We start from the raw sequence: 14,952 nt of genomic DNA, 5'->3' as shown, positions 1-14,952 counted from the left end.
CAGGAGCAAAAAGGAAAAGGGGGTATGGATGCGCATCATTTTCTGTTCTAATTACTGGAATCCACTTTCTCCCGACAGTGCCTATGAGGCTGAGTCGAGCATTGTAGAGAGTTTACACCTTAACTATTCGCTAATTAATATTGAAGCCTTGGTCGAGCAAGAGAACGCCGCACGTGCAGTACGTAAGGTAGAACCTGCGCCGACAGGCGAACTGGCTATTTATCGCGGGTGGATGCTCAAGCCCCATGTATATGAGCGTCTGTATACAACTCTTGCAGAAAAAGGCCTTTGGCTGGTCAATACTCCTGCGGCCTATACCCATTGCCATTATTTGCCAGGATCTTATCACCTGATTGAAGGGTTCACACCTAGATCGATCTGGCTCAAGACAGGACCTGATATCTCCATAGATGCAGTGATGGCGGCGCTGCATCAGTTTGCTGGGAGGCCTGTAATCGTCAAGGATTTTGTCAAGTCGAGAAAACATGAGTGGGGTGAAGCATGCTACATTCCTTCAGCCTCTGACAGACAAAGCGTTGAACGAGTGGTCACACGCTTCTTACAACTACAAGGCGCAGATTTGAATGAAGGCCTGGTCTTCCGTGAGTTTGTCGAGTTTGAACCATTAACAACACATTCTAAGAGTGGGATGCCTCTCATTAAGGAGTTCCGGCTGTTCGTTCTTGATGGGCAGATCATCTCCTCAACCCCGTATTGGGAGGAGGGGAACTATGGCAATGACAAGTATGAGTTCCCCCCGATTGACCTGTTTGACCATGTTGTGCAGAAGATTCAAAGTCGATTTTTTACTATGGATGTTGCAAAAAAGAGAGATGGCGCATGGAATATCGTTGAACTTGGTGATGGTCAGGTCGCGGGACTGCCTGCAAGAGCTGATACGAAAGCTTTTTACCAAGCTCTAATCGACCTTTGATCTTCTATCATATTCTTGGAGAGGAGAATTGCTGAACGTAGGGGGATCTCAGTTTGTCTCCCTATGTTGCAATTTTTAGCCAGACCCTCTCTTTTTTATGAGCGTAGCCAGGAGCGGTGGCGGACCTCCTGGGGGCCGTAACCGAGTTCCTGGCGCACACGGCGCGAGAAGTGGTGGCGGGTCTGGAAGCCACATTGGTCGGCGATGGCCTGGACGGAGAGGCCGGTTTGTTGGAGCAGCGAGATGCCGTGTATCACGCGGAACTGCCAGAGGTAGGCCATAGGGGTTGTGTGAAGTTGGGCCTGGAAGAGGCGGATAAGGTATGAGGGGCTGATTGAGACCGCCTGGGCAATCTGTTCCAATGTCAGTGGTTCATGCAGGTGATCTTGGATATAGGCGCGAGCTTGTTCGATTGTTGCGTATGTAGGAGCCACCTTGTGCTGCATGTGGAGTTCTCCCTCACCGACGTAGAGCCAGAGCATCTGTGTGCCCAGGGATTGCAGGAGTTCGCTTGTTGTGGAGAGGCGCGTAGGCTGAAGCGTGAGCGCGGTATGAATAAGCTGTTGCATTAGGGGCGTTAACGGCAATGGGCGTGGGAGGGCCAGCAGGCGGGTGTGTAGCTCAGGGGAGAGTTCGGGAACATCCAGGTGGAGCCAGGAGTGATGCGTCTCCTCGCTTTCGGCAAAGGCAAAGCGCTCCTGATGTCCGGGGAAGAGCAGGAAAACGGTATTGGCCTCCGCCTGGTGCGCGACATTATCGATCCAGACGGTCATACGGCCGGTATGGAGAAAAACGAGTTGTAGACACGGCTGATAGCGGGGGCCGAAGTGGCTACCAGATGGGTAGTGAATGGTGCCCACATTAGCCTTGGTGGGCCAGAGGAGAGGGTGTTCCATAGTCATAGATATCCTGGATGATGCGTATTACAGACACCTTCTGGTCAATTCTAGATCTCTTTATTTTGCGTGGAAGTGGGTAAACTGTCAAGAGTGATGAATGTCAATCTTGTATTGGTAAGGAGCATGCAATGGCAATGATGGCTGCGGCAGGGAAGCAGTATGAGACATACCGGGTCAGCGTGCAGGAGTATGTCACATTTCGCGAGCAGGGCTTTCTGGTGGTGAAGGGGTTAGTTCCCCAGGAGGATGTGCAGGAGATGCTGGAGCATCTGGATAATTTGCTGGCGGGTCGCGAACAGATTCCGGGTATTGAACGTCCCTCGTTCAGGCTTAACGCTGATGAGCAGGTGCAGTACTGGCAGCGTGTACATATGTTGCACCGGTTATTGCCGTTGCACGAGCGCTTCCTCTTGCATCCCCGCGTCCTGGATGTGTTGGAGGCCCTGATTGGACCGGATGTACTGGCCTTGCAGAGCATGACCTTCTTTAAACTGCCGGGTCAGCCGGGGCAGGGGTATCACCAGGATTCCTATTATATTCCCACCTTCCCCGATTCGCTCTGTGGCGCGTGGGTCGCGCTGGACCGGGCCGACGAGGAGAACGGCTGCCTCTGGATGACGGCTGGCTCGCAGAACGAGCCGGTCTATCCTGATCCCGATGGGCACAATTATGGGCAGCGCGAGCTTGGGGATATCGGGTCTATCCTCAATGCCAGTCATACCGATGAGAATAAAAATGGTCTGACGAAGATTGCGCGCAAGTATGTCGGGCGCGAGGTCAAGGCCGAGGTCGACCCGGGGGATGTCGTCTTCTTTGGTGGGCATATTCTGCATCGCTCGCATAGCAATCATTCACAGGACCGCAAGCGGAGGGCATTCGTCGGCCATTACTGTAACGCGCGCTCCTGGGTGCCCTGGAATCATGGTGAGTCATATGAGGGCGAGGCCGCCAACGACAAGCATATCCTGGCGCGCGGAACGACGCACCTGCCATATGCGCAGCCAAAGTTTGGCACGCCCTGCGCAGCCAACACTCCTGACCTGGCGCAGCGCTATCGCGTCGCGGGCAAGGCCATGTCCATGATGGGAAATATGGACGGGACGATGGGCATGAGCGAGCATGGCGAAGAGGTGCATGAGGATTAATTGTAACAAAAAGGAGCACGGTCCTGGACAGGACCGTGCTCCTTTTTGTTATGTTTATTACGCGAAGGCCGGAATGGCTGGTAGCTCGCGTGTGGCCACCTCATGCAGGGGCGTCGAGACGGGTTCCACCTGCACGTTGCCGCGACGATGGACCACTACCTGGCGCTCGCTGCGATTAGCCAGGCTAAAAGGAACCGCTACACAGAGGCAGAGCAGAGCCGGGATAATCATTCCACCACGTGTACCCAGGAAGGGGATCAGCATCCCGATTGAGAGCGGAACCGCCATACCCGCCAGGCCAGTGCTCATCAGAACCATGCTCGAAACAAGCGTTGGCGAGTGCGAGAAACGGCGCGTCGCCATCGACTGCAAGCTCGGGAAGATGGGCCCGATACAGATGCCTTCAAGCAGACTGCCAATAAAGCAGATGTAGGGCTGGTTCAGCAAAGCCGTGACCAGGATGCCACTCAGGCCACCACCGAGAATGCAGGCATAGAGCAGGTGTACATCAGAGATCAGCCCACGCTTAATCAGCTGCGCGACGATAACACGACCAAGGGTCATACCGATCCAGAAGAAGGTCGCGGCAGGAGTCGCCACCGTCACAGCTACATTCGCGCTCTGACTAATTGAGGTCACCAGCCAGTTGCTAAAGCCAGCTTCCGCGCCCACGTAGAGACAGATTTGCAGCGCCATAAACCAGAGCAACGTATGCTTAAAGATGCGTGCCATGCTGGCTTTATCCGAAACCTGGACGTTGCCGCCAGCGCTTGTAGTCGCAGGAGCCTCCTTCGAGACGAAACGCAGCATATTGAACGCAAGCAGACAGGTAAGGCTGACCAGGGCCACAATAACAAAGGAGACCAGCAGACTACCCGTGAGCGACATCGTAAACGAGAGCAGGAGCGGGGCCAGCAGAGAGCCAACACCTGCGAAGCTATAGAGCATGTTGAGCTTTTCGCCCAGGTTCTGGCGAAAGTTCAGCGTCATCGTAATTGAGAGGCCAATGCTAATAAAGCTACCACTCATACCCTGGAGAACCTGAGCAGTCAGCCAGAATGTGAAGATAGGCGTCGTAGGAATAATCAGGCTGGCGATGGTCAGACCAGCCAGGCCAAGCATAATCACGGGCTTGGCGCCAATTTTTTTGATAAAGAGACTACTGAGTAGAACCGCGATAATGGAGCCAAAGGCGCTACCGGTAAAGGCCAGTCCGGCGGTACCAAGCGCGACATGGGTATGTTGGGCTAGCAGAGTCAGTCCTGCACTGGGAAGCACGCCCAGCAGACCATTGGCGATATAGGCCAGACAACAAATGGCAAAAAGAACGGTTGGATTGTGGCGTATGGTTCCAAGTGACATATGCGTAACAAAATCCTTCAGTTACAATTTCAATTGGGACGAAAGTTTTCTTCTTTTAACGACGTGCTTTTGAATAAATTGTGGTCGTAGTATTTATGTATCCCGCGAAGACGTCAATGCTCAGGGCTACGACTTGTTGAATTCTATCTGCCTGTGACTGGTGGCATTATCGATTCTGGAACCACCAAGAGGAGGCTATCTACCGTAGATAAGCGCTAAGATAAAAGTTGGTTATGCCTCAGATAGAATGTTTGATGTGGAATCAGGAACGTGTCTTTGTGTTGTTACCTCGTTGTTGTTTACCATCGACGAGAGCGTAACATACTTGAATAGTGGTTGCTAGCCTGCATGCTGGGCGGTGAGAAAATTCAGTACTTTTTTGGGGGTGAATAGACTTATACTAGAGTTTTGTCGGCGTATCTTGCTCAATCGTGAAAAGTTCGAGCATTCTGCCCAATTCCTCTTGATGTTGATCTGCGTCATGCACATGGCTTAAGCAGACGACCAAAAGGGTGCGGATATGGGCGTCGTCGAGACTATAGAAGACCTGTTTGCCCCGGCGCTGGCTTTTGACCAGGCGGAGCTGACGCAGGATGCGTAGATGTTGGGAGACGGAGGACTCTGAGCTACCGATAATGGCGGCGAGATCGCAGGTGCATAGCTCCTGTTTGAGCAGGCTATAGACAATCTTGATGCGGCTGGAGTCGCCAAGTGCGCGAAAGATCTCAGCCACCTCAATAGCGGTATCATCGGAGAAGAGGTTGGCGCGCCCACTTTCTACCCGCTCACGGTTAGCGCCTGGAATCTGGCAGCGCTCGTCGCCTGATTTCTGCTTTGTCAAACGGGACTGCATGACTTTCCTCCCCGGATAAAGAACCTGATGTGTCGTAATGGGTATTTTAATTGGAGTTCCTCTACGCATTATAGCGTTACTTTTTGGCTCCCACAAGTGGAGGAGAGAGCTGGAAGGTGCTTGCGAAGAGGTATATTTTTGAGTACAATTTAGTAAATGCTAAATTGTTTAATTGACAGAGAGTCGCGTGCAGGGGAGGGTGTGAGATAAGAGGGCTGCGACCTTGTTGAGCGCATAAAGCATGTTTTGTGAACCGTAAGAAAAAGGGGAAGACGTATGGCGTTGCACACCACAACCTTAAAACTCGCTCCCGATAATGGGAATGCGTGTGGGTCCTGTTTGCAGCAGGAGTTGCTCAAGGCCGAGGGCATCAAGGCGGTGGATGAGGGGAAGGGTAACTTGCTTGTAGTGACCTATGAGGATCTACCTGATCCAGCCTTCGATGTCGAGCGCCTGATCGCACAGACGCAAACGTCGTTGGAGCAGAGGCTGCGCCATGAAACGCTTATCCTGAGCGGACTCGATTGCGCCGATTGCGCGGCCACCCTGGAGAAGGGGCTGCGTAGGATGCAGGGGTTGGTACACGTCAGCGTTAACTTCGCGACCTCAAAGATGGCGGTTGGCTATGAAGCGACAGGTGTGAGCCATGCCAGGCTGGTAAAGCGTGTGCGGGAACTGGGCTATAGCGTCGTTTCCCCTTTGCAAGTATCAGTGTTGAATAAACAGGTTGCCGAAAAGCAGGAGGCTGGCGCGAGCTGTGGCTGTGGTTCGTGTGGTGACGAACACGCGGATGAGTATGCGCATGCAGAAGAGGTCCCTGTCATCAGGGAAAATGCGCTCCAGCAGTACTGGCAGAGCGCTCGGGCCTGGCTGCCAACCCTGGTGGCGGCGCTCCTATGGAGCATAGCCTTTCTGTTGAGCCATATTCCTGGCGTGGGCTGGCTGTCGACCCTGTTTTATGCGCTCGCCATCTGTGTTGGTGGGTATCGCGTGGCCTTGAGTGGCTTTTTCGCCCTGGTGCGTGGGCGTACGCTAGGTATTAATCTCCTGATGACGATTGCCGTTGTGGGCGCGGTCGCGCTGGGTCAGTGGTCAGAGGGGGCCGCGGTAGTTGTTCTCTTCGCCCTGGGCGAGTTCCTGGAAGGCTTTACCATGGAACGGGTGCGCGACTCACTGCGCAGCCTGGTGGATCTCTCACCCAAGAGCGCGCGCATCAAGGTAGAAGGCGAAGAGCGCCAGGTTCTCGTAGACGCGCTACGCGCCGGAGATGTCGTCCTGGTGCGCCCCGGTGAGCGTATCGCCGCCGATGGCAAGATCTTGAGCGGTGCCACAACTGTCAACCAGGCACCCATCACTGGTGAGAGCATCCCGGTTGAGAAGCAGGTCGGCGACGAAGTCTTTGCTGGAACGCTCAATGAGCATGGCTTTATCGAAGTGCAGGCCAGCAAGCGTGCCCAGGATTCTATGCTGGCGAAGATCATTGCCCTGGTGCAAGAGGCGCAGGGATCACGCGCTCCCGTACAGCGTTTTGTCGACCGCTTCGCCCAGATCTATACGCCCGCGATCATGGTCTTAGCCTTGCTGGTCGCCATCGTCCCGCCGCTGGCGTTCCATGGAGCGTGGACGACGTGGATCTACAAGGCGCTGGTGCTGCTCGTCATTGCCTGCCCATGTGCGCTGGTAATCTCAACACCGGTCTCGATTGTAGCCGCGATTGGGCGTGCCTCACGTAGTGGTGTCTTAATCAAGGGCGGAGCCTACCTGGAGGCGCTGGCGCGCGTCAAGGTGCTGGCTTTTGACAAGACGGGAACCCTCACCCAGGGGCAGCCTGTTGTCACGGATGTCTTGCCGCTGGGAACGCTCACGGAAGATGAACTATTGAGCCTGGCGGTGACGGTGGAGAGTCGTTCGGAGCATCCTCTGGCGCGAGCTATTCTCCGGGAGGGCGAGCGGCGTCAGCTAGCGTGGAACGAGCCAGAGAGCTTCCTGGCCTTGCCGGGCCGGGGCGCGCAGGCCACAATAGGCGCGGACATAGTGTTAGTGGGGAGCACGAAGCTCTTCCCCGCGTGCGACGCACATACCCGCAAGAGCATCGAGACCCTTCAGCGAGCAGGGAAAACGATTTTAATTGTGGGACGCAATGAGGAGCCACTAGGCCTTATTGCCGTCGCGGATCAGGTGCGCCCCGAGGCTGCGCAGACTATCGCTCAACTTAAGCAAGCAGGTGTTGAGCAGATAGTTATGCTGACCGGGGATAATGAGCAGACGGCAAAGGCCGTGGCGCAGCATACAGGTGTTGACCAGGTGTATGCTGGCTTGCTTCCTGACCAAAAAGTAAGCGAGGTCAAAAAACTCTTGACGGCGCATACGTCAGTGGCTATGCTTGGAGATGGAATAAACGATGCTCCAGCTATCGCGCTTTCGAGTGTGGGTATCGCCATGGGTGCCGCAGGCAGCGATACCGCGATCGAGACGGCGGACGTTGCGCTGATGAAAGATGACCTGGCGCAGCTCCCGTTTGTGATCAGGCTCAGTCGCGCGGCGTTACGAACCATCCAGACCAATATTGCATTCTCTCTCTTCATCAAGGCGCTTTTCCTGCTTTTAACCCTGTTAGGGGTAACCAATCTCTGGCTCGCCATCTTTGCCGACACCGGGGCCGCGCTGCTCGTCATTGCATACAGCATGCGCTTATTGCGCTTTGAGAAGAGCAAGTAATAGCTAGAAGTAAGCACGCGAAAGAGAAAATATGATAGACCTGCTTGCAATGATCGTGCTGGCGGAGGTGCTGGGCCTGTTCTGCCTACCCCTCACGTTCAGCGTATTTCGCCATCTCCCAGATCGTGGCTGGGCCTTTAGCAAGGGCCTGGCCATCGCCCTCCTGACGTTCTGTGCCTGGTTCCCCCTCATGGTCGTGCGCGCTCTCCCTTATACTCAGGTGTTTCTTATAGTCGAAGTGTTGATACTGGCGATATGCAGTATCCCGGGACTACTTAAAATGCGGGGCGAGATTGGTCGATTTGTGAAGACGCAGTGGCCGTATGTCGTGGCGAGCGAGGTCGTTTTTATCGGTATGGTCCTGGGGCTGGGGTGGATTCGTGGCTATGGGCCGGATATCCGTTCATATGAGATGTTTATGGATGGGGGCTTCCTGGCATCGATTATGCGCAGCGAGCACCTGCCGCCGAGCGATATGTGGTACTCGGGTTCAAGCATCAACTACTATTACTATGGGCATTTTATGGTCGCCACGCTGGCCAAACTGCTGGGACAGGTTCCAGCGGTCGCCTTTAATACGGGTTTCTGCCTCTTATTTGGCATCTGTGCCGCGAACCTCTTTGGCGTTGCCAGTAATATTGTCGCCTGGTCAAAGGGATTGCGTGCCAGGAGAGACGCGGCCCTGGTCGCGGACGGCGGAGAGCAGAGCGAGCAAGTCTATCCTTTGAGCCAGGCTATCCTCTATGGCGGAGCAAGCGTTGCGTCGGGCCTGGTCCTGGGCAACCTGGCGGCCTTTGTGCAGTGGTGGTTTGACTCGCATGCTGGGCGCGTCTATGACTGGTTCTCGCCCTCGCGCGTCATTGGCAAGACCATCAACGAGTTTCCCGCCTTTAGCTATCTACTCGATGATTTCCATGCCCACGTCCTCACGTACTCATTCACTTTTATGGCCATTGGCCTGGCGTTCTCGCTCTTGCTCGCACCAGCAGGGAAGGGCCTGGATCTCTTTGGGCAAGGCCTCGCGCGTATCGCGACCATTGGCGTGACTGCGCTGGTAGTGGGCAGCCTGTTTGTCATGAATGGCTGGGATTATCCGACCTATATGGGCCTGGTCATTGTCTGTATCGCCTGGCAGCAGTGGCGGGTCTATGAGCATCGCTGGCAGTGGCTGCTGCTCCTGGACATCTTCGCCGCTGCGGGCACGCTGGTCGCGCTCTCCTTCTTGCTCTTCCTGCCTTTTTACATGGGCTTTATCTCGCCCTCGCAAGGGATTGGCATTGTGCCACCTGGACAACGCTCGCCACTGTGGGACGAAGTGCTTATCTTTGGCTTGCAGGCCTTTGTCTTTCTCTCATTGCTCATCTGTGGCTACTACCGGTTGATTGGCGCACGCCTGCGTGCAGCGCGCGAGGCCAGGGCAGAGGGCGTCGCGGCAGCGGATTGGAATCCCGCCTGGATCGTGTTGGGTGCGGTCGTTGTACTGGGGATCATTGTCGCGATCATCACGCCGGAGTGGCGGACATTTTTGATCTCCCTGGGGCTGACGGCGCTTGCGATCTACCTGGCCTTCAAAGTGAGTGATGACCTGGGGCATATGTTTGCGCTCTGGCTGGGGGCGCTGGCTCTGTTGCTGATCGCCGGGTGCGAAGTGTTCTTCTTACGTGATGTATTCGCGGACTCCTATCCACGTATGAACAGTGTTTTCAAGTTCTACTTTCAGTCCTGGGGCTTGCTGGCGCTGGCTTCGGGCGCGGGCCTCTTTTATATCCGCGAGACGCTGGCGTATTGGTCTAAGCATGTGCGGCAGCCAGCCTGGCTCAAGAGTAGCGCGCAGGGAGTCTGGTATCTTGGACTAGTGGTACTGGTGGTGATGGCCATGGCCTATCCGCTTGTTGCTCCATACGCGCGCTATGTCCAGAGCAAACCCCTCACGGGCGAACTGTACCTGCAACATACCCTGAACCTGGACGGCATGGAGTACCTAAAAACCTCCTCCCCAGGCGATAAAGGGGATTATGAGGCTATTCACTGGCTTAACGCGCATGTGAGCGGCACGCCAGTCATCGTCGAGGCGCTGGGCGATGACTACTCTAAATTTGCCCGTGTTTCCGCGCTGACAGGTTTGCCCACCCTGATGGGCTGGGTTGGACACGAGTACCAGTGGCGCGTCAACTGGCTGCGTAATCCGGTGAACGCGGAGGACTTCCAGCAGCGGCAGACAGATATTAAGACTATCTACACCAGCAGCGATAATGCCCAGGTGCAGGCACTGCTCAAGCACTACCAGGTCACCTATCTCTATGTGGGTGAGATGGAGCGCGAGACCTATGCCCCCAGCGACCTCCAGCGCTTTAGCAGCTTCATGGATATCGCCTACCAGGCCGATGGCGTCACCATCTACAAGGTCCGGTAGGGAGTGGTGACTGTCATGCCCAGGTTCAGATCGGAGCGTGCGCGGACGCTCTTTGCGTTGCTTGCCACCTGCTTAATTGTGGGCACGCTTATATTGAGCGTGCTCGCGCTGGTGGTTCTGCTCAGGGTACAACAAGATCCCGAGGCCTTTTTTCAAGCCTCTCATGCCAGCCCAGCCACCCTTGAGCAGCCAACACCTCCCGGAATCTACCTGGAGAATGGCGGGCTGGTCATGCGCATAGATCCGACTACGGGTCGGGTGCGCTGGCTTTATCAGCTTGACCTGATGAAGCAACCTGACACACAACTCACGCAGGCAGATAGTATTGTCAGCGTCAGCCGTAACACGGTCTTTGTCGAGACTCGTGTGGGAGGCGTCTATGCCCTGGAAGCAAGCACGGGCGCGTTGCGCTGGCAGAGTAATGTCGCCGGGCAACTGGATATCACACGCACTAGCAGAGCGGAGACTCGAGGCAACGAACTGTATGTAGCGGGAGAGAACTCCATCTATGTCTTGCGCCTCAGCGATGGGAACCTGACACGGACTATCGGGACCCGAGGTATCCGCGAGTTTACCCTTGATGGAGATATGTTATATATCGCTGGTAGTGGAACGCTCGCGGCCTATAGTTTGCCTTCGGGTGCCCTACGCTGGCAGGTGCAGGTCCAGAGAGCGCAGCCTTTGACCCAGTCTCACCGAGCAGGAGATATGCTCTTCAGTGTTTCTCCTGGCAAAGAGGCGAGCACGCTCTACGCGTTTGATGCCAGTACGGGAAGGGTTGAGTGGGAAGTAGGGCAGGCGGGCGAGGTGCGCGATGTCAGTCTGGCTGGTGGTGTTATCTATGCTGGCGCGACGGGCAAAGGGATCACGGCCTACGCCGCAAGTGATGGGAAACTGCTCTGGCAGAGCGTGGATATAGGTTTCACAGGGAAGGCACCCCGGGTAGAGGGCGTGCAGGTGTATGTCACCGGTAATGTTGCGTCTGACGAAACAGGAACACCGCGAGCGCACAGCGTGTTCTCTCTCGCTACAGAGACTGGACGCATCAACTGGGTGTACACACCCCAGACCAGGGTCGCGATAGACTCAGTAAGCGTACAGCACGGCAAGATATATGTAGATCGCGAGAACGGCATTGATGTGCTTGATACGCAGGGGAAGCTCCTCCTGAGTGCGCGTTCGCGTGGAGGCGCGCAGTATACCGCCATCGTCGTGGTGGCGTGAGTTTGAGTTTTGACAAGTGTTTTTTTAAATTAGAACGCAGAATAAAAGGTAAGGGCGATGGGGGTGCGGCATGGACAATTGTCCATGCCGCACCCCCATCGCCCTTACCCTATAAGAGTATGCTGATTAGGTAGCGTATCTATGAATATGAGGAGGGAGTGTAAGTGCATGTTTCAGCAGATTCTTGTGCCACTGGATGGCTCAGCGTGTTCTGAGCAGGCGTTGGTGCTGGCGGCCAGGCTCGCCCGGGCTGTGGATGGAACACTCTACCTTTTGCGTATAGCCAACCAGGAATATACATATGCGTCGACCTCTGTCGCGGGCGTTTTCGTACCCGCCGACCTGGCGGAAATGACGGATCTGGAGATGAAGGGGGATCATGCCTATCTGGACAAAATCGCGAGCTCTCCTCTCCTGGCAGGTCTCAATGTGGTGAAAGAGGTGCGGGCCGAACTGGCGATTCCAGACGCCATCCTGAATTTTATCACCAGTCACCATATGGAAATTGTCGTGATGGGAAGTCATGGGCGAGGCGGCCTGGCGCGCCTGGTCCTGGGGAGCGTGGCGCAGAAGATTGCCTGGAATTCTCCGATACCAGTCCTGGTCCACCGTGTGCAGAAGCCGGAACAGGACGAACAGGTCTCAGAATTGGCGACACCGATTCATGCCCTGGTGCCGTTGGATGGTTCACCGCAGGCCGAGGAGGCTATAGTCCCCGTGGGCTTGCTTGTAGCAGCGCTCAGCGGTGCGGGCGTCGGTTCACTCCACCTGGTCCAAATCATAAAGCCATCAGCCCACCATACAGACGAGCAGCATGGGCAAGCACGCGAGGAGGCAGAGCGGTATCTGCAAGACCTGGCTGGACGTTTACGAGGTGGCCTGGCATCAACCTTCCAGCTTGAGATCAAATTCTCAGTATACAGTGATGAGCAGGTCGCACCAACCCTGGTCCATATCGCCGCGTCAGGCGACGGAGCCGCGGCCCCACATAACCTGATCGCGATGACGACTTCGGGGCGCGGAGGGAAGCGGCGTTTTATTATGGGCAGCGTCGCGGAACATATTCTGCAAAAAACGCCTCTCCCCGTCTTGCTGATCAAACCTGATGAAACATCAGAGCAGCGCAAGGATAGTTGATGATGGAGGAAAGCAAGAGGCCGGAGTTTTTGCGTAGTAAACGGAGGTAAGCATGTTACGGCGAAGTATCCATTTCGTATAAGCAACCATCACAAAGTATCATCATCTCTTGCATATCTCAAGCAGATAGAGTATACTTGGATGTATGAAGTTATCGAGTTATGCCAAGAAGATTGGGATCAGTTATAACAGCGCCTGGCGTATGTGGAAACGCGGCCAGATTCCCGGCTATCAATTGCCCACCGGCACCGTGATCATTGATCCGCCAGAGCTTCGCTCGGTTCCGGTCCACGCCGTCGCTGTGTATGCTCGTGTTTCAAGCAGCGAAAACAAAGACAATCTGGAAAGGCAAGCCGAGCGGCTGGTGACCTGGTGCAATGCCCAAGGCTGGTCGGTCAGCAAAGTCGTCAAAGAGTGCGGCAGTGGCATCAACGATCAGCGGCCCAAGTTTCTGGCGCTGCTGGCAGATCCCAAAATCGGGCAGATCGTGGTTGAACACAAAGATCGCGCTTCTCGCTTTGGCGTGGCCTATATTCAGACCTTGTTGGCTATGCAAGGACGGAAACTGGTCATCGTCAACACCGCTGATACCGCCGAAGATGATCTCATGGGCGATTTTATCAGCATCATTCCCTCGTTTTGCGCTCGTCTTTATGGTCGCAGACAAGCCAAACGCAAGACGGAACAAGTGCTAGCGGCTTTGCAGCAGAATGGACCCGCTCGTGAGCAAGAAGCCCCAAAAAGCCTCGCTTGATGAGAAAAAAAAGCGCAAGCGCAAAAAGAAGACGAAGCAGACCATCACTCGAGCGGTGACCCATATCCGTCTCATTGAGGCCAATCCTGGCAAACTTGAGGCGCTCGATCAGCTTGTGGCGGTTTACTTGCCGCTGTGCCAACAGTACACCACCCTGTTTTGCGAGGCCGAGACAAGCCCGGACAAGTACCAAGAAACCGTCTTCAAAACCGATCTTTCCGACCGCTTGCATCGAGTGGCAATACAGCAAGCCGCAGGCATTGCCAAAAGCGTTCGCACGAATCGAGCGAACGCCTATCAGGCATACCTGGAAGATGTGGCTGATTACGCTCAGGCTAAGGCCAAGGCTCAGGCGGAAGGCCGGATGTCCGCCTTCAAACGCCGCGAACCGACCTGGACCGAATGGGATCTCCCTGTGCTGCGTGTGCCAGTCATCCAAGCCAATGTCAACGTGGTGGTGCTCGAGAAGTCGGAGGACTCCACGTTCGACTACTGGCTGCGCGTGTCCACCTTAGATGTCGGGAATCCGCTTCGAGTCCCAGTCAAACTCGCCTCCTATCACAAACGAGCACTCGAAGGCCGCACGCTCAATGCATCCACAACACTTCACAAGCGCAATGGAGTCTGGTGGCTGACGCTCTCCTTTGACGAGGACGTTCCTCTTCAAACCAAGCCTGACGCCCCTACAGTAGGCGTCGATGTGGGCATTGCCCATTTCCTCACGACCTCCACCAATAAAGCGTATGGCAGTTTTCATGGCAAGATGGCCCGACAGCACAAGCACGATCGGGAAAAGCGTCGCCGCAAGGCGAAACTGCGAGCCTGTCTGGAAAAGAAAGGCGTCCCAAAGGGCAAGCTTCCTTCGACAAGTTCTGAAACGTCGCAACGCTTGAGCCGTCACGTCAAGCAAGAGATCAACCGGGCGGTCAATGCGTTGGTCAAAGATCATCGAGATGCCAGACTCATTTATGAGGACCTCAATGTGGCCTCGATGCGCTTCAAAGCAAGGGTGATGAACAGTTATCTGTATGCTTCTCACCTGGGGCATATCCCAGAGCAGCTGGCCTGGGCCGCCGCCAAACAGGGCATGGCAGCCCACACGGTCCGAGCCGCCTATTCCTCTCAGGAATGCCCCCGCTGCCATTATGTCGATCGCGCTAATCGGCCGAACCAGAAAACCTTCAAGTGCCTGGTCTGTGGTTACGCAGACCAGGCCGACCGCAAAGCCGCACAGACGCTCGCGGGACGCTGGGGGGATCGGAAACTGGCGGCATGTCGCTCGACCTCGGAGGTCAAGGCGCTCCTCATGACGCGGCATGAAGCGTGGAAACAGCAGAATCAGCAGAGGATCCAGGATGCCGGGCCTCCCGTCCAGTTGAGCTTCTGGGATCCCCCAGAGATGTTCCTGGAATCATCTCACGAGTGAACATCTCTCAGTAGAGAGAGGTGCATAGGATGCTCGTAGTGCATCCTCCCGCCTAGTCCGCTGTTTGGTAAACAGGCGTAGGTTAAA

The 14,952-nt window shown here is 55.4% G+C and carries 11 protein-coding genes; 8 read left to right on the top strand and 3 right to left on the bottom strand.

The features are described 5' to 3' along the window. The first annotated feature begins 28 nt into the window (after positions 1–28). Positions 29–934: an ATP-grasp domain-containing protein gene (locus KRAC_RS03565; RefSeq protein ID WP_007904573.1), complete on the top strand. Its 906-nt coding sequence runs from the start codon at positions 29–31 to the stop codon at positions 932–934. 95 nt (positions 935–1,029) lie between these two features. On the opposite strand, the gene KRAC_RS03560 is transcribed toward KRAC_RS03565, so the two are convergent. After that, complete coding sequence (locus KRAC_RS03560; RefSeq protein ID WP_052567934.1) at positions 1,030–1,830, bottom strand: AraC family transcriptional regulator; 801 nt, start codon at positions 1,828–1,830, stop codon at positions 1,030–1,032. A 131-nt stretch (positions 1,831–1,961) separates the two neighbouring features. Here KRAC_RS03560 and KRAC_RS03555 point away from each other — a divergent pair, with 131 nt between their 5' ends. Then, on the top strand, positions 1,962–2,978 hold the full coding sequence (locus tag KRAC_RS03555; protein ID WP_007904571.1) for a phytanoyl-CoA dioxygenase family protein: 1,017 nt from the start codon (positions 1,962–1,964) through the stop codon (positions 2,976–2,978). A gap of 57 nt (positions 2,979–3,035) precedes the next feature. On the opposite strand, the gene KRAC_RS03550 is transcribed toward KRAC_RS03555, so the two are convergent. Both KRAC_RS03550 and KRAC_RS03545 read right to left on the bottom strand, forming a co-directional pair. Then, positions 3,036–4,340, bottom strand: coding sequence for an MFS transporter (locus tag KRAC_RS03550; RefSeq protein WP_007904570.1), 1,305 nt, complete (start codon positions 4,338–4,340; stop codon positions 3,036–3,038). 400 nt (positions 4,341–4,740) lie between these two features. After that, positions 4,741–5,193, bottom strand: a complete 453-nt coding sequence (locus KRAC_RS03545) for an ArsR/SmtB family transcription factor (protein WP_007904569.1) — start codon at positions 5,191–5,193, stop codon at positions 4,741–4,743. A gap of 276 nt (positions 5,194–5,469) precedes the next feature. Between KRAC_RS03545 and KRAC_RS03540 the strand changes: the two genes are divergently transcribed. The 6 genes from KRAC_RS03540 to KRAC_RS03515 all read left to right on the top strand — a co-directional run bounded on the left by KRAC_RS03540 (position 5,470) and on the right by KRAC_RS03515 (position 14,865). Continuing rightward, on the top strand, positions 5,470–7,911 hold the full coding sequence (locus tag KRAC_RS03540) for a heavy metal translocating P-type ATPase (protein ID WP_007904568.1): 2,442 nt from the start codon (positions 5,470–5,472) through the stop codon (positions 7,909–7,911). A 31-nt stretch (positions 7,912–7,942) separates the two neighbouring features. Beyond that, positions 7,943–10,324: a DUF2298 domain-containing protein gene (locus KRAC_RS03535; RefSeq protein WP_007904560.1), complete on the top strand. Its 2,382-nt coding sequence runs from the start codon at positions 7,943–7,945 to the stop codon at positions 10,322–10,324. 15 nt (positions 10,325–10,339) lie between these two features. Further along, positions 10,340–11,548: a PQQ-like beta-propeller repeat protein gene (locus KRAC_RS03530; RefSeq protein ID WP_007904558.1), complete on the top strand. Its 1,209-nt coding sequence runs from the start codon at positions 10,340–10,342 to the stop codon at positions 11,546–11,548. Positions 11,549–11,716: 168 nt separating this feature from the next. Continuing rightward, entirely contained in the window at positions 11,717–12,685 is a 969-nt protein-coding gene (locus KRAC_RS03525) for a universal stress protein (protein WP_007904556.1), read from the top strand. A gap of 145 nt (positions 12,686–12,830) precedes the next feature. Beyond that, positions 12,831–13,439 carry an IS607 family transposase gene (locus KRAC_RS03520; protein ID WP_007904553.1) on the top strand — a complete coding sequence of 203 codons (609 nt, stop codon included), beginning with the start codon at positions 12,831–12,833 and terminating at the stop codon, positions 13,437–13,439. Further along, positions 13,408–14,865 carry an RNA-guided endonuclease InsQ/TnpB family protein gene (locus KRAC_RS03515; protein WP_040441867.1) on the top strand — a complete coding sequence of 486 codons (1,458 nt, stop codon included), beginning with the start codon at positions 13,408–13,410 and terminating at the stop codon, positions 14,863–14,865. The genes KRAC_RS03520 and KRAC_RS03515 overlap by 32 nt, the downstream gene beginning before the upstream one ends. The last annotated feature ends 87 nt before the right edge of the window (positions 14,866–14,952 follow it).

It is taken from the genome of Ktedonobacter racemifer DSM 44963 (assembly GCF_000178855.1).
In the GTDB taxonomy this organism is placed as follows: Bacteria; Chloroflexota; Ktedonobacteria; order Ktedonobacterales; family Ktedonobacteraceae; genus Ktedonobacter; species Ktedonobacter racemifer.
The sequence above is the reverse complement of the archived record's forward strand: the minus strand, read 5'-3'. Positions and strand labels throughout refer to the sequence as shown.

Bases quoted from the DNA above. Each gene is read 5' to 3' on its own strand.
- KRAC_RS03565 (WP_007904573.1), top strand. From the start codon at position 29: ATGCGCATCATTTTCTGTTCTAATTACTGGAATCCACTTTCTCCCGAC.
- KRAC_RS03560 (WP_052567934.1), bottom strand. From the start codon at position 1,830: ATGGAACACCCTCTCCTCTGGCCCACCAAGGCTAATGTGGGCACCATT.
- KRAC_RS03555 (WP_007904571.1), top strand. From the start codon at position 1,962: ATGGCAATGATGGCTGCGGCAGGGAAGCAGTATGAGACATACCGGGTC.
- KRAC_RS03550 (WP_007904570.1), bottom strand. From the start codon at position 4,340: ATGTCACTTGGAACCATACGCCACAATCCAACCGTTCTTTTTGCCATT.
- KRAC_RS03545 (WP_007904569.1), bottom strand. From the start codon at position 5,193: ATGCAGTCCCGTTTGACAAAGCAGAAATCAGGCGACGAGCGCTGCCAG.
- KRAC_RS03540 (WP_007904568.1), top strand. From the start codon at position 5,470: ATGGCGTTGCACACCACAACCTTAAAACTCGCTCCCGATAATGGGAAT.
- KRAC_RS03535 (WP_007904560.1), top strand. From the start codon at position 7,943: ATGATAGACCTGCTTGCAATGATCGTGCTGGCGGAGGTGCTGGGCCTG.
- KRAC_RS03530 (WP_007904558.1), top strand. From the start codon at position 10,340: ATGCCCAGGTTCAGATCGGAGCGTGCGCGGACGCTCTTTGCGTTGCTT.
- KRAC_RS03525 (WP_007904556.1), top strand. From the start codon at position 11,717: ATGTTTCAGCAGATTCTTGTGCCACTGGATGGCTCAGCGTGTTCTGAG.
- KRAC_RS03520 (WP_007904553.1), top strand. From the start codon at position 12,831: ATGAAGTTATCGAGTTATGCCAAGAAGATTGGGATCAGTTATAACAGC.